This window comes from Mycolicibacter virginiensis (assembly GCF_022374935.2).
In the GTDB taxonomy this organism is placed as follows: Bacteria; Actinomycetota; Actinomycetes; order Mycobacteriales; family Mycobacteriaceae; genus Mycobacterium; species Mycobacterium virginiense.
Genome location: NZ_CP092430.2, coordinates 3,133,116 through 3,150,590 on the forward strand (window position 1 = coordinate 3,133,116; position 17,475 = coordinate 3,150,590).

The 17,475-nt window shown below is 67.2% G+C and carries 19 protein-coding genes; 6 read left to right on the top strand and 13 right to left on the bottom strand.

The window, feature by feature from the left end; genetic code table 11:
• Nucleotides 1-10: 10 nt before the first annotated feature.
• The 3 genes from MJO54_RS15170 to MJO54_RS15185 form a co-directional block, all read right to left on the bottom strand.
• Nucleotides 11-292, bottom strand: coding sequence for an acylphosphatase (locus MJO54_RS15170; protein WP_046284808.1), 282 nt, complete (start codon nt 290-292; stop codon nt 11-13).
• Complete coding sequence (locus MJO54_RS15175; RefSeq protein WP_046284807.1) at nt 279-695, bottom strand: OsmC family protein; 417 nt, start codon at nt 693-695, stop codon at nt 279-281. The genes MJO54_RS15170 and MJO54_RS15175 overlap by 14 nt, the downstream gene beginning before the upstream one ends.
• 204 nt (nt 696-899) lie before the next feature.
• Nucleotides 900-1,292, bottom strand: a complete 393-nt coding sequence (locus MJO54_RS15185) for a nuclear transport factor 2 family protein (protein WP_046284806.1) — start codon at nt 1,290-1,292, stop codon at nt 900-902.
• A 283-nt stretch (nt 1,293-1,575) separates the two neighbouring features.
• On the opposite strand from MJO54_RS15185, the gene MJO54_RS15190 reads away from it, so the two are divergent.
• From MJO54_RS15190 to MJO54_RS15200, 3 genes are all read left to right on the top strand, one after another.
• Nucleotides 1,576-2,679, top strand: a complete 1,104-nt coding sequence (locus MJO54_RS15190) for a helix-turn-helix transcriptional regulator (protein WP_046284813.1) — start codon at nt 1,576-1,578, stop codon at nt 2,677-2,679.
• 87 nt (nt 2,680-2,766) lie between these two features.
• The gene (locus tag MJO54_RS15195; RefSeq protein WP_046284805.1) at nt 2,767-3,396 is read left to right on the top strand and encodes a DJ-1/PfpI family protein; all 630 of its coding nucleotides are present in this window, start codon (nt 2,767-2,769) and stop codon (nt 3,394-3,396) included.
• Between the two features lie 33 nt (nt 3,397-3,429).
• On the top strand, nt 3,430-4,203 hold the full coding sequence (locus MJO54_RS15200) for a PIG-L deacetylase family protein (RefSeq protein WP_064890543.1): 774 nt from the start codon (nt 3,430-3,432) through the stop codon (nt 4,201-4,203).
• A gap of 20 nt (nt 4,204-4,223) precedes the next feature.
• On the opposite strand, the gene mutM is transcribed toward MJO54_RS15200, so the two are convergent.
• The 4 genes from mutM to sepIVA are packed head-to-tail and all read right to left on the bottom strand — an operon-like array spanning nt 4,224 to nt 7,182.
• Complete coding sequence (gene mutM / locus MJO54_RS15205; protein WP_065153457.1) at nt 4,224-5,069, bottom strand: DNA-formamidopyrimidine glycosylase; 846 nt, start codon at nt 5,067-5,069, stop codon at nt 4,224-4,226.
• Between the two features lie 2 nt (nt 5,070-5,071).
• Entirely contained in the window at nt 5,072-5,800 is a 729-nt protein-coding gene (rnc, locus tag MJO54_RS15210; protein ID WP_046284802.1) for a ribonuclease III, read from the bottom strand.
• Complete coding sequence (locus MJO54_RS15215) at nt 5,797-6,405, bottom strand: YceD family protein (protein ID WP_082108286.1); 609 nt, start codon at nt 6,403-6,405, stop codon at nt 5,797-5,799. The genes rnc and MJO54_RS15215 overlap by 4 nt, the downstream gene beginning before the upstream one ends.
• A 39-nt stretch (nt 6,406-6,444) precedes the next feature.
• Nucleotides 6,445-7,182, bottom strand: a complete 738-nt coding sequence (gene sepIVA / locus MJO54_RS15220) for a cell division protein SepIVA (protein ID WP_046284800.1) — start codon at nt 7,180-7,182, stop codon at nt 6,445-6,447.
• 144 nt (nt 7,183-7,326) lie between these two features.
• Here sepIVA and purU point away from each other — a divergent pair, with 144 nt between their 5' ends.
• Nucleotides 7,327-8,268 carry a formyltetrahydrofolate deformylase gene (purU, locus tag MJO54_RS15225; protein ID WP_233428767.1) on the top strand — a complete coding sequence of 314 codons (942 nt, stop codon included), beginning with the start codon at nt 7,327-7,329 and terminating at the stop codon, nt 8,266-8,268.
• Nucleotides 8,269-8,308: 40 nt separating this feature from the next.
• A complete protein-coding gene (locus tag MJO54_RS15230) occupies nt 8,309-8,863 on the top strand; it encodes a DUF4334 domain-containing protein (protein ID WP_046284811.1) in 555 nt (184 codons plus the stop codon).
• Here the strand turns inward: MJO54_RS15230 and MJO54_RS15235 are convergent.
• From MJO54_RS15235 to MJO54_RS15245, 3 genes are read right to left on the bottom strand one after another with little or no spacing between them, the layout of a single operon-like run.
• Complete coding sequence (locus tag MJO54_RS15235) at nt 8,860-10,845, bottom strand: 5-oxoprolinase/urea amidolyase family protein (protein ID WP_105295269.1); 1,986 nt, start codon at nt 10,843-10,845, stop codon at nt 8,860-8,862. The genes MJO54_RS15230 and MJO54_RS15235 overlap by 4 nt on opposite strands.
• The gene (locus MJO54_RS15240; protein WP_046284798.1) at nt 10,842-11,468 is read right to left on the bottom strand and encodes an urea amidolyase associated protein UAAP2; all 627 of its coding nucleotides are present in this window, start codon (nt 11,466-11,468) and stop codon (nt 10,842-10,844) included. Before MJO54_RS15240 ends, MJO54_RS15235 begins: the two co-directional genes overlap by 4 nt.
• Entirely contained in the window at nt 11,465-12,223 is a 759-nt protein-coding gene (locus MJO54_RS15245) for a DUF1989 domain-containing protein (protein ID WP_046284797.1), read from the bottom strand. Before MJO54_RS15245 ends, MJO54_RS15240 begins: the two co-directional genes overlap by 4 nt.
• A 112-nt stretch (nt 12,224-12,335) precedes the next feature.
• On the opposite strand from MJO54_RS15245, the gene MJO54_RS15250 reads away from it, so the two are divergent.
• The gene (locus tag MJO54_RS15250) at nt 12,336-12,962 is read left to right on the top strand and encodes a TetR/AcrR family transcriptional regulator (RefSeq protein WP_275451976.1); all 627 of its coding nucleotides are present in this window, start codon (nt 12,336-12,338) and stop codon (nt 12,960-12,962) included.
• A gap of 11 nt (nt 12,963-12,973) precedes the next feature.
• Here MJO54_RS15250 and coaD read toward each other — a convergent pair whose 3' ends face one another.
• From coaD to MJO54_RS15265, 3 genes are all read right to left on the bottom strand, one after another.
• Nucleotides 12,974-13,453, bottom strand: coding sequence for a pantetheine-phosphate adenylyltransferase (gene coaD / locus MJO54_RS15255; RefSeq protein WP_046284795.1), 480 nt, complete (start codon nt 13,451-13,453; stop codon nt 12,974-12,976).
• A 78-nt stretch (nt 13,454-13,531) separates the two neighbouring features.
• Nucleotides 13,532-14,086, bottom strand: coding sequence for a 16S rRNA (guanine(966)-N(2))-methyltransferase RsmD (gene rsmD, locus MJO54_RS15260; RefSeq protein WP_082108285.1), 555 nt, complete (start codon nt 14,084-14,086; stop codon nt 13,532-13,534).
• Complete coding sequence (locus MJO54_RS15265) at nt 14,083-17,466, bottom strand: pyruvate carboxylase (RefSeq protein ID WP_105295270.1); 3,384 nt, start codon at nt 17,464-17,466, stop codon at nt 14,083-14,085. Before MJO54_RS15265 ends, rsmD begins: the two co-directional genes overlap by 4 nt.
• Between the last annotated feature and the right edge of the window lie 9 nt (nt 17,467-17,475).

The following is a 17,475-nucleotide window of genomic DNA, read 5'->3' on the forward strand; positions in this document are numbered from 1 at the left end:
GACTACCGGGCTAGCGTTCGATGAATCCGTCGATCGGGTCTCCGACGTCCGTCCAGTCGGCGACGACGGTGTCGACCCGGCCCGGCGTGGTGCCGCCCTGCAGCAGTTCCAGCAGGCGTTGGCAGTTCGCCCGGGGGCCCTGGGCGACGACGTGTACGCGGCCGCCTGGCCGGTTGGCGGCGTAGCCCGTCAGGCCCAGCTCCAGTGCCCGCGAACGCGTCCACCACCGAAATCCCACCCCCTGGACGTGACCGTGCACCCAAGCGGACAGGCGGACGTCAGACCCGGTCACCGGAGTCGACCTCGAAGCGCACTTCGGTACCGGATTTCAGTGTGCGTCCCACCGTGCAGACCTGATCGATCGCCCGGTGTACGACGGTCAGAAGGCGATCCCGGTCCCCGTCATCCAGGCCCGACAGGTCCAGCTTCAGGACCTCTTCCAGCAGCGGATAGCGCTCCTGTTCTCGATCGGCGGGCCCGGAGACCTCAATGATGGCCTGGTAGTCGTCGCCGAGCCGGCGGGCCAGCGGGGCGTCACTGGACATTCCGCTGCACGCGGCCAACGCGATCTTCAGCAGCTCCCCGGGTGTGAAGACGCCGGCGACGTCTTCGCTGCCGACCAGCACCTGTGCGCCCCGCGAACTGCGTCCCGTGTAGCGGCGGGTCCCGGTGCGTTCCACCCATAATTCCGTCATGGGGACATCTTGGCAGCCGTTGCCGTGACGACATCGAACATGCGCGGGGCATGCGGAGCAGCGGCAGCTGGGCCGATGGCGGTGACCCGCTGCGCCCGGCTCCGCCGCGCTTGCGATCCCCGCGAGGCCGATGGCGGTGACCCGCTGCGCCCGGCTCCGCCGCGCTTGCGATCCCCGCGAGGCCGATGGCGGTGACCCGCTGGGTCAGTCGGCGACCGCTGCCGCAGGCTTCCTGCCGTACTGACGCTCCATCATGGCCGTGTCGCCGTACACCTGCACCCGCACTGTCTTGCCGTTACGCAGGGTGTACACCTCGGCACTGTGCCCGCGTTCGCCTCCGATCGCCGCTTCGCTGAGTACGACGACGGTCTCACCGTCGGCCAGGAAGCGCTTCGGCGTGATCGTCGGTGACTTCTGCCCCAACTGCATCAGGAATTCCATGAGCTCCGCTTTTCCGCGATAGGTTCCACTGATCGCACTGTCACCGGGCTGCACCCATTCGATGTCCTCATCGAAGAGCGCCATCAGAGATTCGGTGTCACCGGAGGCGAACGATTGGTAGCCGTTTCGCACCAGCGTGATGTTCTGCTCAGACATCTGTCGGGTCCTTTCGGTCGGTATCCTCTTGCGCCCGGCCCGCTTTCACGCTTCCGAGCCGGAACATGATTGCGACATGACCGTCGCTTCCTCACGACTGCGGCGGTTCGGGGTTACGACCGGCAGGGCCCCCATAAGGCAAGCACCGTCGCATCAAAATTGCCTCATCCCAATGGACGAGATCCGCGTAAACTTTTGCGAGATGAAGACAGGCGTCTTCACATCTTCTTGCAACGGGGGGCAAGCCGAATGTCCAGGCCTACAAATGGATTCAGAGCCGGCGATGAGCGCCATCGATGAATTCTCACAACTGATCGCTCGTATTTACTCCGCGGCTCTGGTGCCCGAAGAATGGGATGCCGCCATGGCCGCCATCGCCGACGCCTTCACGGCCCATGCCGCATCGCTGGTGGTCTCCGACAGCGTCTCGCGCACGCTCAAGCACGCGCAGATGCCGATGTCAGCGGCTCAGGCCTACGCGGCACATTACGAACGGCTGGATCACGTTCTCTACGCGGTCGAGACCGGGCCCGAAGGTGTGGTCCGGACCGGCGCTGAACTCATGTGGCCTTACCAGAATTGTGAATTCCAGATCGACTGGGCTCGCCCAAATGGACTGCACGACGGACTATTCGTTCGACTCACCTCCGGAACGACGATGACGAGCCTGGCCATCGCGAATGCGCGGCAACCGGAGCGGTTCGACAGTCCCGAACATCTCGCGTTGATGCACCGTCTCATTCCGCATTTGCAACAGGCGTTGCGCATCCAGGATCGCCTCGAAGATCTCGATCGCCGCAATGCTGATCTCGCGGAGGCAAGCGAAGCCGTCAATCACGGAATCGTCATCGTCGAAGGACGGCGGTACGTCTACGCCAACCGAGCCGCGGAACGCATTCTGGCCGCCGACGACGGCTTGCGGATCGAACGAGGCTGCATCACAGCGGAATCGTCACATGCCGACACCGAGTTGGGTCACAGCATCGCCCGGTTGTCCAAGTCCGACAGTCAGGACATCTGGGGCGGATCGTTCCTGTGCGCACGACCCTCGGGGCGACGTCCTTACATCATTCACGTTCTGCCGGTCGAAGCGAACTCCTTTGCGGCGCAGCATCATGGACGGGCCATGGTGATCATCGTCGACCCCGAACGACAGCCGGAACCCCCGGCGATATTGCTGCGACGCCTGTACGGGCTGACGAACGCCGAGGCACAGGTCGCGCTCTTGGTGATGCGGGGCGAGGGGCTGACTCCGATCGCCGAGGAACTGTCGGTGTCGCTGACCACCGTGAAGACTCACCTCCGGCACATTTTCGACAAGACCGGCATCCATCGCCAGGCCGAACTCGTTCGGCTGCTGATTCTGCTCGATCCCATGCGCGGCTGAGGTGACGGAATCTGCGCGTTCGGTGTCGGAGGACTATTGTCGGGCTTGCCCCGCAACACCATTCGCCGGACAGCCGAGGGGACATCCGTGCAGGTAGCGATCCCGCTCTTCCCGCGGTTCACCGCATTGGACGCCATCGGGCCATACGAGGTGCTGCAGCGGATCCCGGACGTCGAAGTGATTTTCGTCGGGCACCGCCGTGGTGAGGTGCGCGCCGACAACGGGATGCTCGGGGTCCTCTGCGATGTCCGCTTCGACGAGCTGACCGCACCGGATGTCCTGGTCGTCCCCGGTGGCGTCGGGACACGAACATTGCTCGACGACGCGGAGTTGCTCGACTGGGTGCGCAAGGCCCACACCCACACCAGGTTCACCGCCTCGGTGTGTACCGGCTCCCTGCTGTTGGCCGCTGCGGGGCTCTTGGACGGGTTGACCGCGACCACCCATTGGAGCGCCGTCGAGCTGCTAGAACACTTGGGCGCCCGCTACGTGGAGCAACGCGTGGTCGAGCACCTGTCGCAGCGGATAGTCACTTCGGCGGGGGTCTCCAGCGGCATCGACATGGCGCTGCGGCTGGTCGAGCTGCTGACGGACACCGACACAGCCTGCGCCATACAGCTGCTGATCGAGTACGACCCACAGCCGCCGTTCGATAGCGGATCACTGACCAAGGCCGGCGAGGATGTTCGACGGCGCGCCGCGCAGCTGCGACGCTGACATTGCCGGCCACCGCGGGCATACTGGGCTCTTATGGCGACGGTGGTCGCGTTCCACGCACATCCCGATGACGAGGCGATTCTGACCGGGGGAACTCTGGCGCGGGCGGCCGCCGAGGGGCATCGTGTCGTCGTGGTGGTGGCAACCGATGGGCGCGTCAATGACGGCGACGGCGATCGGCTGGCCGAATTACGCGCCAGCGCAACGGCCCTCCGCGCCCACCGGGTCGAATGTCTGGGCTACGCCGACAGCGGCTTCGGGGCGGAGTTCTATCCGGATCCGCCAGGGCGGGTCAGGTTCGCCCGCGCTGACGTCGAGGAGGCGGCGCAGCGACTGGCGACCATCCTGCGTGACGAAGACGCGGATCTGCTCCTGAGTTATCAGCCCAACGGCGGCTACGGCCACCGTGATCACGTGCGGGTTCATCATGTCGGTAAGCGGGCCGCACAGATCGCCGCCACGCCGCGTGTACTCGAGGCGACGATGCCCCGGGAGATGCTGACCCGAGTCGAGCATGGCGCGCGTTTACTGCACCTGCCGGCCCCTTACGGGCGTGAGGTGGTACGCACCGCCTATGCACCGGCATCGAGTATCACGCACCGGATCAACGTGTTTCGGTTTGCCCAGCAGAAGCGAGATGCCTTCGCCGCGCATCGCTCTCAGATCGGCGCCAGCGCGGCCGCGGCACGTCTGTTCGCGGTGCTGATGCGGCTTCCTCCACAAGTAGCCGGCCTGATGTTCGGCCGGGAGTGGTTCGTCGACCCGAATCTGCCGCCAGGCAGGGTGCACCGCAATATCTTTGAGTGACCTCGATCCCATTCCCCGCGTCAGCGTTGGCAATTCGGGCAGAAGTACGAGGATCGGTTCATGAACTTCGCCCGGCGGATCGGCGTCCCGCAACGCCGGCACGGCTCGTCTTCACGGCCGTAGGCATCCAGTGACCGGCTGAAGTAGCCGGATTCACCGTTGACGTTGACGTAGAGCGAGTCGAACGAGGTTCCCCCGGCGGCCAGCGCGTCGTTCATCACCTCTGCCGCGGCAGCCAGCAGTGCCCGCAGCCGCGGCCGCGTCAGCCGGTCGGCCGTTCGGGTGCCGCGAATCCCGGCCCGCCACAGTGCTTCGTCGGCGTAGATGTTGCCGATACCCGACACCACCGTCTGGTCGAGAAGTTGACGTTTGATCTCGGAGTGCTTGCGTCGCAGCACTTCGACTACCGATTCGGCATCAAAGCGCGGGTCTAGCGGGTCGCGGGCGAGGTGGGCGACCGGTACCGGCAGCACACTGCCGTCCACAGCGACCAGATCGGTGAGCTGCCACCCGCCGAAGGTGCGCTGGTCGACGAAGCTGATCTTCGTCCCGTCATCGAGTACGGCGGCGATCCGCAAGTGCCTGGTGTCGGGCAGCTCCCCCAGCAGCATCTGACCGCTCATCCCCAGGTGCACCACCAGGGCCTCGTCGGCCGCGGCCCCGCTCAGCAGCAGCCACAGGTATTTGCCCCGCCGGTCGGTGCCGGTGATTCGGGCACCCAGCAGCCGCGCGGTCAGATCGGCGGGGCCCGCGTCGTGGCGGCGCACCGCCCGCGGATGGTGCACCCGCACCCCGGTGATCGTGCGCCCGACCAGGTGCTCGTTCAGGCCACGCCGAACCACCTCGACCTCGGGAAGTTCGGGCATTCTCAGGCCTTCGGTGCGTCGTTCACCGCGGCCGGGGCGTCTGGGGAGTCCAGCGCCTGCCAGGCTGCGGCCGCGGCCTTCTGCTCGGCTTCTTTCTTGGTCCGGCCGACGCCGGTGCCGTACGCGGTGCCCGATATGACGGCGGTCGCGGTGAACTCGCGGTCGTGGTCGGGTCCGGTGGAGGTGACCTGATAGGACGGCACACCCAGCCCGCGGGCGGCCGTCAGTTCCTGCAGGCTGGTCTTCCAGTCCAGGCCGGCTCCCAGCGTTGCCGCGGTGTCGAGCAGCGGACCGAACAAGCGCAGGATCACCTCCCGGGCGGTGTCGATCCCGTGCTGGAGGTAGACCGCCCCCAGCAGGGACTCCATCCCGTCGGCCAAGATGCTGGATTTGTCGGCGCCGCCGGTGTTTTCCTCGCCGCGGCCAAGCAACAGATGAGCCCCCAGGCCATCCTCTGTCAGGCCCCGCGCCACGTCGGCCAAGGCAGAGGTGTTGACCACGCTGGAGCGCAGCTTGGCCAGATCTCCCTCGGGCCTGTCCGGGTGGCGGTGGAACAGCTCGTCGGTAATGGTCAGTCCCAGCACGGCATCGCCCAGAAACTCCAGGCGCTCATTGGTGGGCAGGCCGCCGTGCTCATAGGCGTAACTGCGATGCGTGACAGCCAGCGTGAGCAGGTCGTCGGTGAGATCCACGCCGAGGGCATCCAGCACGGCTTGCCGGGGACGGCTCACCGCTCACCGTCGTCGCTCGGCCCGGCGTCGTCCTGCGGTTCCAGCATTCCCGCCAATTTCGCCCAGCGCGGATCGATCTTGTCGTGGTGATGGCCGGGCTCGGCGGTGGACAGCACCACCCCGCAGTCCGGGCACAGTCCGGGGCAGTCCGGGTCACACAACGGGGACAACGGCAGAGCCAGGCCGACCGCGTCGACGATGGCCTGTTCGAGGTCCACCGCGTCGTCGACGACCCGGCCCATCTCGTCGTCTTCGGTGGTGGCATCGGTGGTGCTGTCGGGGTAGGCGAACAGCTCCGTCAACTCCACCTCGATGTCGCCGGTCAGCGGTTGCAGGCACCGCGCGCATTCGCCCGCGGTGCGCGCCGAGACCACGCCACTGACCAGAACGCCTTCGGAGACCGACTCCACCCGCAGATCCAGATCGACTGCGCCATCCGCCGGAATCGCCACCAACTCCAGTCCGATGCGGGTGGGGCTGATCCGCTGCTCACGCAGCGGCATCAACGCACCGGGGCGCCGCCCCAACCGGGCGACATTGACCACGAAAGGCGCAGGCAGCTGTCGTCGCGCTGCCTTCATACCTGCGCCGGGGTGTCTCGCCATGCCGCGATTCTACGCAGCGCGTTACTCGGCGTTCTCGGGTCAGCGAGTCGCGTAGTCGTGAGTGCCCGCAGCGGTACGCAGTTGGTGTCGACCGCGGTTGATCGAACGCAGCGTGCCGTTGAGGAAGTCCTCGAATTCGGCCAGCTTGGCGTCGACGTAGATGTCGCATTCGCCGCGCATCCGGTCGGCCTCGGCGTGAGCCGAGTCGATCAGCCGGGTGGATTCGGCACGCGCCGAGGTCACCACCTCGTTCTGCGAAACCAGCCGCTGCTGTTCCTTGATGCCCTCCTGCACGGCCTTCTCGTAAGCGGCGTTGCCGTTCTCGACCAGCCGGTCGCATTCCGCCTGGGCGCGGCTGGTGGCGGTCTCGAATTCGCGCTTGGCGGTTGCGCTGAGGCGGGCTGCTTCCTCGCGGGCTTCGCCGAGCATCCGCTCGCTGTGTCCGCGGGCCTCGGCCACCATCCGGTCAGCCTGCCCCTTGGCGTCGGCCAGCAACCGATCGGCCTCGGCGCGCGCATGGGCGACCAGCGAGTCTGCTTCGGCGGTGGCCGAGCTGACCATCGATTCCGCGTGCTCCTTGGCCTCGTTGAGGACCGAGTCGCGGGCGTCAAGGACGTCTTGGGCGTCGTCCAGCTCACCGGGAATGGCGTCACGGATGTCGTCGATCAGTTCCAGGACGTCACCGCGGGGTACCACGCAGCCTGCCGTCATCGGCACGCCACGGGCCTCTTCGACAATGGAGCCCAGTTCGTCAAGGGCTTCGAACACTCGGTACACGGCAGCACCCTCCAGGCATAGTTGTTGTTACTAGTGTGCCCTGTGTTACGCGTGTGACTGTGTTAGTCGCCCGGTGTGTCGGATTCTGGCTCCCTCCCCCGGTAGCCTGACCCGTTGAATGTCGGCGATCGGCGAAGGGCGGCCATGACGAACGGTTCTGGGGGCCACGGGGGCACCGCGACACCAGGGCAGGCTCAACAGGGCTATCCGCAACAGTCCGGCGCGCCGGCGACCACCGATATCGGTCGACTGCTGCTGAGCTGCCGAGACAGCCACGGGATCATCGCCGCGGTGAGCGCCTTTCTGGCCGAGGCCGGCGCAAACATCATCTCGCTGGATCAGCACTCGACCGCACCCGAAGACGGGACCTTTGTGCAGCGGGCGATCTTTCACCTACCCGGTTTGCCGGCGGCCCTCGACGGGCTCCAGGAACGCTTCGGCGCCACGGTGGCCCAGCAGTTCTCGATGGACTATCGGTTCACCGAGGCCGCCAAGCCCAAGCGGGTGGCGATCCTGGCATCCAAGACCGACCATTGCCTGCTGGACCTGTTGTGGCGCAACCGCCGCGGCGAGCTGGAGATGAACGTGGCGATGGTGATCTCCAACCACCCGGACCTCGCCGAGCAGGTACGCCCGTTCGGGGTGCCGTTCTTCCACATCCCCGCCACCCGCGACAATCGTACCGAGGCTGAGCAGCGGCAGCTGCAGTTGCTCTGCGGCAACGTGGATCTGGTGGTATTGGCCCGCTACATGCAGATCATCACCGGCGACTTCATCGAGGCGGTGGGCTGTCCGCTGATCAACATCCACCATTCCTTCCTGCCGGCGTTCATCGGCGCAGCGCCTTATCAGCGAGCGCGGGAACGCGGCGTGAAACTGATCGGCGCCACCGCGCACTACGTCACCGAGGTGCTCGACGAGGGTCCGATCATCGAACAGGACGTCGTGCGGGTGGACCACACCCACAGCGTCACCGATCTGGTGCGGTTGGGCGCCGACGTGGAGCGGGCGGTGCTGTCGCGGGCGGTGCAATGGCACTGTCAGGACCGGGTGATCCGGGTGGGCAACGAGACGGTGGTGCTCTAAGCGGCTCCGCGGTTGACACCTGTCAAGTACGGTGTTGCTCATGGCTGTCCAGGACTTGTTTTCGAACGTGCCGACGACCACCGCCGAGGCCTGTGAGATCTTCGACGCCGCCGAGGCGGTCGACCCCGATTTCATGGTCGGCACCTGGCATGGTTCCGAGCTGCCGACCGGCCACCCGCTCGACGGGTTGTTGGCGGCCACCGGCTGGTGGGGCAAGCAGTTCGTCGATGCCGAGACGGTCCATCCGCTGTTGTTCCCCACCCGTGACGGGGACGCACTGTGGGCGTTCAACCCGGTGCTGGCGTTCAGCGTTCTGGGACTGGCCACGAAGCTGCCGGCGCTGAAAAACCGGTCATTCCTTGGGCAGATCAACGCGTTGCAACCACTGCTGCGGACCCGTTCGCCCCGGGCGCGGCTGCGCATCACCAGATACCGCGGAGTCGACAGCGCCACGATGGTCTATGACCAGGCGCCGGTCAACGATGTCTTCCGCCGGCTCTCTGAAGATGCGGTGATCGGCGCGATGGACCTGCGGGGCTCGTCCCGGCCTTACTTCTTCGTGTTGTGCCGCGACGATTCGCTCAAACTGGCCTAACCGCGGGCGATTTCGCCGGCCTCGTGCCACGCATTGCGCTCCGCGGTGAACGCGGCTACCTGTTGGTCGCGGAATCCTGCGATGCTCTCAGCGTTGTCGGCCAGGAATCGGCGGTAGGCCGGCAGTGAGAACTCGCCGTCGGTGATGTCGACTCGGCCGCACCCGGCCGCCATGTCGGCACGCAACTCCAGGAGCTCCTCGGCCTGCACCGGATAGAAGCAGATGCGGTCGAAGTAGCGCAGCAGCCAAGGGGTTTCGGGATCGAACAGTCCGGCGGTGGCGTGCCGGTGGTTCCACACCTGGGTGGTGCGCCCGACGAACTGGTAGCCGCCAGGCCCCTCGATGCCATAGATGCACAGGTAGGCGCCGCCGATCCCGACGGCGTTCTCCGGGGTCCAGGTGCGGGCTGGGTTGTATTTGGTGGTCACCAGCCGGTGTCTGGGATCCAGCGGGGTGGCCACCGGCGCGCCAAGGTAGATATCGCCCAGGCCGAGCACCAGGTACTGCGCGCAGAACACGATGTCGTACACCTGCGCGATGTCGTCGAGTCCGTTGATCCGCCGGATGAACTCGATATTGGACGGGCACCACGGCGCGTCGGGCCGCACGCCGTACATGTAGCGGCGGATGGCCTCGTGGGTGCCGGGGTCGTCCCAACTGAGCGGCAGCCGCACCGAGCGGCTCGGCACCACCAGTTCATCGCAGGGCGGCAGCGCATCGTCGATGGCGGCCACTTCGTCGATCACCTCGGCGCACGAGAACTGCTCGGGGTCGAACTGGATCTGCAGCGATCGCACACCCGGCGTCAGCTCGGCCAATCCGGGCAGCCCCCGTTCACGGATCTGGTCGTAGAGCACCTGTACCCGCGCCCGCAGCGCCAAATCCAGTGTCATCGGCCCGTATTCGAGCAGAACGCCGCTGTCACCGGCGCGCCGCAGGGTAACGGCCGTCCCGTCGCGGCCGGTGTAGCGCTGCAGCACTCCGTCATCGCCGTCGCCGGAGCGGGAGACTACGACAGGCAGCGCCGCGCGCCGTTGCACACCCAGCGCTGCCGTCGGTAGGGCGTGGTCGGCACGGATCGGCACCAACCGCACGGTGTCGCCGGGCGACAGCTGGCCCAGTTTCCACCGGTCGCCGCGTACCACCGTCACTGGGCAGACGAATCCGCCCAGGCTGGGCCCGTCGGGACCGAGCAGGATCGGGGTGTCGCCGGTGAAGTCCAACGCACCGATGCTGTAGGCGGTGTCGTGAATGTTGGACGGATGCAGGCCGGCATCGCCGCCGTCGGGGCGAGCCCACCGTGGTTTCGGCCCGACGAGCCGCACGCCGGTGCGGTCGGAGTTGAAGTGCACGGTGTAGTCGGTGGTGGTCAGGGTGGTCATGTCGGCGCGGGTCATGAACTCCGGCGCCGCATGCGGACCTTCGGTCACCGCGAGCTCCCAATGCCGCCCGATGCTGGGCTGGATCTGACTGGGGGCGCGGGCGAGGGTCGGCGGGGCGCCGTCGCGGCCGACGGCGCTAAGGCGATCCGATTCGCGCAGCGCCCGGCCGTGGTGTCCGCCGAACACACCTTGGGTGAAGGTTGCTGCACTGCCCAGGAATTCCGGCGCGGCGATGCCTCCCTCGATCAGGACGTAGCAGCGCATTCCCGGACCTGCAATGACGCCGATCTCGAGCAGTCCACCGGCGGGTATCCGAACCGACTGCCATTGCGCAACCGGGGCACCGTCCAGCCTGACGGGCACCGCAGCGCCGGTGACGCACACCCAGGCTGGGTCCGAAAAGCGCAGGGCAGGACCCGCCTTGGTGCATTCCAAGCCGGCCGCACCCTCGCGATTGCCCAGTACCTGATTGCCGATTCGAAACGACAGGTCGTCCATCGGCCCGGACGGCGGCACCCCGACATGCCAGTAGCCGACGCGCCCGGGCCAGTCCTGCACCGTGGTGAACATGCCCGGCGAGACCACCTCGATGCCGATCATGTTCGGCTGATCACCATCCGCACCGGTGTCGGGTCAAAACCGTTGCACGGGTTGTTGATCTGCGGGCAGTTCGACACCAGTACCAGGGTGTCGATCTCCGCGCGAAGGGTCAGGCTCTTGCCCGGGGCCGAGAGGCCGTCGACGATGCCCAGCGTGCCGTCGGCTTCGACGGGGACGTTCATGAACCAGTTGATGTTGGAGACGATGTCGCGTTTACCCAGGCCCCACCGGGCCCCCTCGGCGAGGAAGTTCTCCACGCAGGCGTGCTGGTGGGCGGTGTGGTGCCCGTAGCGCAGGGTGTTGGATTCCTGCGAGCAGGCTCCGGCGATGGTGTCGTGGTTGCCGACCTCGTCGGCGACGACGGTCATCAGGGCGGTGCCGTCGGCGCTGCGCAACACCGAGCCGGTGCTCAAGAAGATATTGCGCGCAGCGGCAACGGTGGCCTGGGCGCTGTACCGGCGGGTGTGGTCACCGGCGTCGTAGAGCAGGCAGTCCACCGCCTGGTTTCCGTGCAGATCGATGATCTGCAGCAGATCTCCAGCGCGCACCACTGCCGACCAGGGCGCCCGGGCCGCCACCACCTCGTCGGAGACGATGCGCGGGGCCTGAGAGGGGCTGGTCATGAGCACTCCCCCGTTCCGGCGGCCCAGGCCGCCTCGGTGTTCTGCACCGCTCGTAGGTATTCCGGGTCCTGGTCGGCTAGGTCAGCCAACTGCTCGCCGGCCCGCCAGGCAACTACGTCCAATGGCGTTGCAGGCGGGTGGGGATCCAGCGGGTGCGCGGCATTGGCAACCACCAGCACCACCGGAAGGTGGATCAGCAGGTCCGTCGCCGCGCCGGGCCCCGCGGACCCGGTGAATGCCAGTGCCCCGCTGACCGGATCGACGCGAACCCCGCGGAACAATGACACCGACGGCGCCACATCTCGAATGCCCATGCCGTGCTTGATCGCGCCCAACAGCAGCAGTTGTCGGCCGATGGCGTCCGGGCCGCAGAGCATGTCGTGGTGTCCCGAGGAGTCGGCGACGACGGTGGCCAGCACCCGGCCCTGATCGGACAGCAGCGGATGGCCGGCACCAAGGTAGGCCTGCCACGGGACCTTCATCGTGTCGGCGACGTTGAGCCGTTCCCAAGGCGCGTCGGCGCGGTACAGCAACAGATGCGCGCACGCGCCGCCCTCGATATCGATCAGTCGGAGCCGGCTGCCGCGGGCCAGCACCTTGGTGGCGTAACCGTTCGCCGGGATCGACTCGGACCAGATCAGCGTCGCCGTGTCGACGCCGTCCGGAGCCGCCGGGATGCGCATCGACGCGTGCTGCGCCTGAGCGCGCGCGTGCAGGCGTGCGCCGTCGGTGGAATCGGTGCGTGGGTTTTCCATGACCAGGAAGCTAGCACATTTTCTATCAACTGATAGTTTTTAGCGCGCCGGGGCCTCAGCGCGTGATAGGCAGTAGGGCGTGCAGACCGATCGACGAGGACGTCCGCGGCTGGTGGCTTCCAGCAGGCCGGGGCGCAGCGCGCGCGACGAGATCCTCGACGCCGCGGCGGAGCTGTTCACCACCGTCGGCTACGCCGCCACCTCGACCCGGCGCATCGCCGAGAGCGTCGGGATTCGGCAGGCCTCGCTGTATCACCACTTCGCCGCCAAAGACGACATCCTCGATGCCCTGCTGGCCGACACCGTCGATCCCTCCGTGCAGCTGGCCTCCGAGCTGCTGGCCGAGGGCGGGCCCAGCGCTCCCCGGTTGCACGCGCTCGTCGTCGCCGATACCGCGCAATTGTGCGGCGGTGCCTGGAATTTGGGCACTCTTTATCTGCTTCCCGAACTTCGCCTCGAGCGCTTCGCCGCCTTCCGCCGGCGCCGTGCCGAGTTGCGCAGTCACTATCAAGAGCTGTCGCGCGCGGTGATCGCCGAGCACGATGGTCCCGCGGATGCCGACGATCTGTCGTTCCGGTTGGTGGAGACGGTGATCAACCGCCGCTCCGACGACGGCTGCTGTCCGCCGGATTATCCGTGGACCATTGCCGAAGCGGCACTACGGATATTGGGCTGCACCAGAGGTTTCACCGCGATGCGCGCCTCGACTGACCACCGCTTGGGGTGGCAGCCCCAGTAGGCGGCGCCTGCTCAGCGCGCGGCCAGCTTGGCAGCCAGCCTGCGGTTCACTGGTTCGGGCAGTAGGTCGGAGACATCACCGCCCATCGACGCCACTTCCTTTGCCAGCGACGACGATACGAACGAATACCGCGGTGTGGTCGCCACGAAAAACGTGTCGACACCGGCGATGTGCTTGTTCATCTGAGCCATCTGCAGCTCGTACTCGAAGTCGGTGCCGGTGCGCAGGCCCTTGACGATCGCGGTCAGCCCGCGCTGCCGGACGAAATCGACCACCAAGCCCTGACCCGACTCCGCGCGCACATTGGGCAGATGCGCGGTGGCTTCGGCGATCATCTCGAGGCGCTCGTCCAGGCTGAACATGCCCTTTTTCGACGGATTGACCAGTACGGCGGCCACCACCTCGTCGAACTGGGCGGCCGCGCGCTCCAGGATGTCGACATGTCCCAACGTCACAGGGTCGAAGGAACCGGGGCATACCGCACCACTCATAGTGCTCGACGCTAGCAGCAGGGCTGACTTAATTGCGGCGACCCGCTGCGCCCGGCTTCGCCGCGCTTGCGATCGCCGCTACTCGAGCTCCGCCAGCTCCAGGCGGGTGTCGCCGTACCGGCGATCAGGCCACGCCTCCCAGCCGTCCGGCCAACACACCGCGGGACTCGACGACGGCCGTTCGATCACCACAACGGTGCCCGGACCCACCCAACCGCCGGCGGTCAACAACCCCGGCAGCGCGTCAATGGCGGCGGCATCGACCTCGTAGGGCGGATCGGCCAGCACCAGATCCACCGGAGTCTCAGTCCCCCCGGCCAGCACCGCGGCCACCGTGCCGCGGCGCAGCACAGCACCGGCCAGCCCCAGTGCGGCGATATTGGCGGCCAGCACCTCGGCGGCACGGCGGTCCGATTCGACGAACAGTGCCGATCCGGCACCGCGAGACAGCGCCTCCAAGCCGAGCGCCCCCGACCCCGCGTAGAGGTCCAACACCGACATCCCGGTCAGGTCCATCCGGGAGTCGAGCATATTGAACAGCGCCTCGCGCACCCGATCTGTGGTTGGCCGGGTGCCGCGCGGCGGCACGGCGAGGCGTCGCCCACCGGCCGCGCCCCCGACAATGCGAGTCAGCTCAGCACCACCAACAGGTCTCCGCCTTCGACCTGCGCGGTCCCGGAAACGGCCACCCGCGCGACGGTGCCGTCGGCCGGCGCGGTGATGGCCGCCTCCATCTTCATCGCCTCGATGGTGGCCAGGGTCTGTCCGGCGGTGACCTGCTCTCCTTCGGCCACCCCGATGGTGACCACGCCGGCAAACGGTGCCGCGACATGGCCCGGCTTGGTGCGGTCGGCCTTCTCGGCAACCGGCACCTCGCTGGCGATACTGCGATCACGCACCTCGACCGGCCGCAGTTGACCGTTGATGATGCACATCACGGTCCGCATGCCGCGTTCATCCGGCTCGGAGATGGCCTCGAGCCCGATCAGCAGCTCCACCCCGCGCTCCAGCTTGACCCGATGCTCCTCGCCCTGACGCAGGCCGTAGAAGAACTGGTTGGCCGACAGCCGTGAGATGTCGCCGTAGAGCTCCCGATGCGACTCGAATTCCTTTGTGGGACCGGGGAACAGCAGGCGGTTGAGGCGGGCCTGGCGTTGCGGTCCAGACTTGGCCAACACCGCCTCGTCGTCGGCCGAGAGTTGCTGCATCTCCCGTGCCGGGCCGCGACCCTGTAGCGCCTTGGTCCGCAACGGCTCCGGCCAGCCACCGGCCGGGTCGCCCAGCTCACCGCGCAGGAAGCCGATCACCGAGTCCGGGATATCGACTCGGGACGGATCAGCGGCGAACTCGTCGGCGCTGACGCCGGCACCGACCAGGGCCAGCGCGAGATCACCGACCACCTTCGAACTCGGGGTCACCTTGATCAGCCGACCGAGCACGGCATCCGCGGCGGCATAGTTGTTCTCGACGTCCTCGAACCGGTCCGCCAACCCCAGCGCCTTGGCCTGCTGGTGCAAGTTGGACAGCTGGCCACCGGGAATCTCATGGCGGTAAACCCGCCCGGTCGGTGCGGCAAGCCCGGATTCGAACGGCGCGTACACCTTTCGCAGCGCCTCCCAGTACGGCTCCAGGTCGCCCACCGCGTCCAGCGAGATCCCGGTGTCGTAGTCGGTCTGGGCCGCCGCGGCGATGATCGAGCTCAGCGCCGGCTGGCTGGTGGTGCCCGCCAGCGGCGCCGCCGCGCCGTCGACGGCATCCGCCCCCGCCTGCCAGGCGGCGACGTAGCTGGCCAGCTGACCGCCCGCGGTGTCGTGGGTGTGTATGTGGATGGGCAGGTCGAAGCGACTGCGCAACGCGCTCACCAATGTGGTTGCCGCGGCGGGACGCAACAGGCCCGCCATGTCCTTGATCGCCAGCACGTGGGCGCCGGCGTTCACGATCTGCTCGGCGAGCCGCAGGTAGTAGTCCAGCGTGTAGAGCGTTTCGCCCGGACTGCTCAGATCCCCGGTGTAACACATGGCGACTTCGGCTACCGCACTCCCGGTTTCGCGCACCGCGTCAATGGCCGGAAGCATCGAGTCGACGTTGTTGAGCGCATCGAAGATCCGGAAGATATCAATACCAGTTGCCGTGGCCTCTTCCACGAACGCCGAAGTCACCAGCTCCGGATACGGGGTATACCCGACCGTGTTGCGTCCGCGCAGCAGCATCTGCAGACAGATGTTGGGCAGCGCCTCGCGCAGCGCGGCCAGCCGCTCCCAGGGGTCTTCCTTCAGAAACCGCAGCGCCACATCGTAAGTCGCGCCACCCCAGCACTCGACCGACAGCAGTTGGGGCATGGTGTGGGCCACGTACGGCGCCACCTTGACCAACCCACTGGTGCGCACCCGGGTGGCCAACAGCGACTGGTGGGCGTCCCGGAACGTGGTGTCGGTGACCCCGACCGCCCGTGAGTCCCGCAGCCAGCGGGCGAACCCCTCTGGCCGCAGCTCGACCAGCCGTTGCTTGGAGCCCGCCGGCGGGGGCACCGACAGATCCAGCTCGGGCAGCTTGTCACGCGGGTACACCGCCGACGGCCGAGTACCGTGCGGGCTGTTGACGGTGACATCCGCCAGGTAGTTCAAGATCTTGGTGCCACGGTCGGCCGAGGAACGCGCGGTCAGCAGCTGCGGGCGCTCGTCGATGAACGAGGTGGTGATGCGCCCGGCGGAGAAGTCCGGGTCATCGAGCACGGCCTGCAGGAACGGAATGTTGGTGGCGACCCCACGGATTCGGAATTCCGCGATCGCCCGGCGCGCGCGCTTCACCGCGGTGGGGAAATCCTTACCGCGACAGGTCAGCTTGACCAGCATCGAATCGAAGTGCGCGCTGATCTCCGCACCGAGGTTGGTGCCGCCATCCAGCCGGATGCCCGCCCCGCCCGGGCTGCGGTAGGCGCTGATCCGTCCGGTGTCGGGCCGGAATCCGTTGGCCGGATCCTCGGTGGTGATCCGGCATTGCAGCGCCGCCCCGTGCAGCGTGATCGATTCCTGCGAGAGACCCAGGTCCGCCAGCGACTCACCGGCGGCGATCCGCAGCTGTGACGACACCAGGTCGACGTCGGTGATCTCCTCGGTAACGGTGTGCTCCACCTGGATGCGCGGGTTCATCTCGATGAACACGTGATGGCCGCGCTCGTCGACCAGGAACTCCACGGTGCCCGCGCAGGTGTAGCCGATGTGACGCGCGAACGCGACGGCATCCGCGCAGATCTTCTCGCGCAGATCCGGATCGAGATTCGGCGCCGGCGCCAACTCCACGACCTTCTGATGCCGGCGCTGCACGCTGCAGTCACGCTCGTAGAGGTGGATCACGTTGCCGTCGTTATCGGCCAGGATCTGCACCTCGATGTGGCGCGGGTTCAGTACCGCCTGCTCGAGGTAGACGTGCGGGTCGCCGAACGCCGAATCCGCTTCCCGACTGGCCGCTTCGACCGCATCGGCCAGCCCGTCGATGTCGGCGACCCGACGCATCCCGCGACCACCGCCACCGGCGACCGCCTTGACGAACAGTGGGAACGTCATGCCTTGGGCTGCGGCGAGCAGTTCGGAGACTGAGGACGAGGGCGCCGACGACGCCAGCACGGGCAGTCCCGCCTCCCGCGCAGCGGCCACCGCGCGAGACTTGTTGCCGGCCAGCGCCAGCACTGCCGCGCTGGGACCGACGAAGGTGATGCCCGCATCCGCACAGGCCTGCGCCAGTTGAGGATTCTCCGAAAGGAAACCGTAGCCGGGGTAGACGGCGTCGGCCCCGCATCGTACTGCGGTGCCGACGATCTCATCGACTGACAGGTACGCGCGTACCGGATGGCCCTCTTCGCCGATCTGGTAGGACTCGTCGGCCTTGAGCCGGTGCAGCGAGTTGCGGTCCTCATACGGGTAGACCGCCACTGTGCCGACCCCGAGTTCGACGGCGGCCCGGAACGCGCGGACAGCGATCTCTCCGCGGTTGGCCACCAGCACTTTGGAGATCACAATCCACCC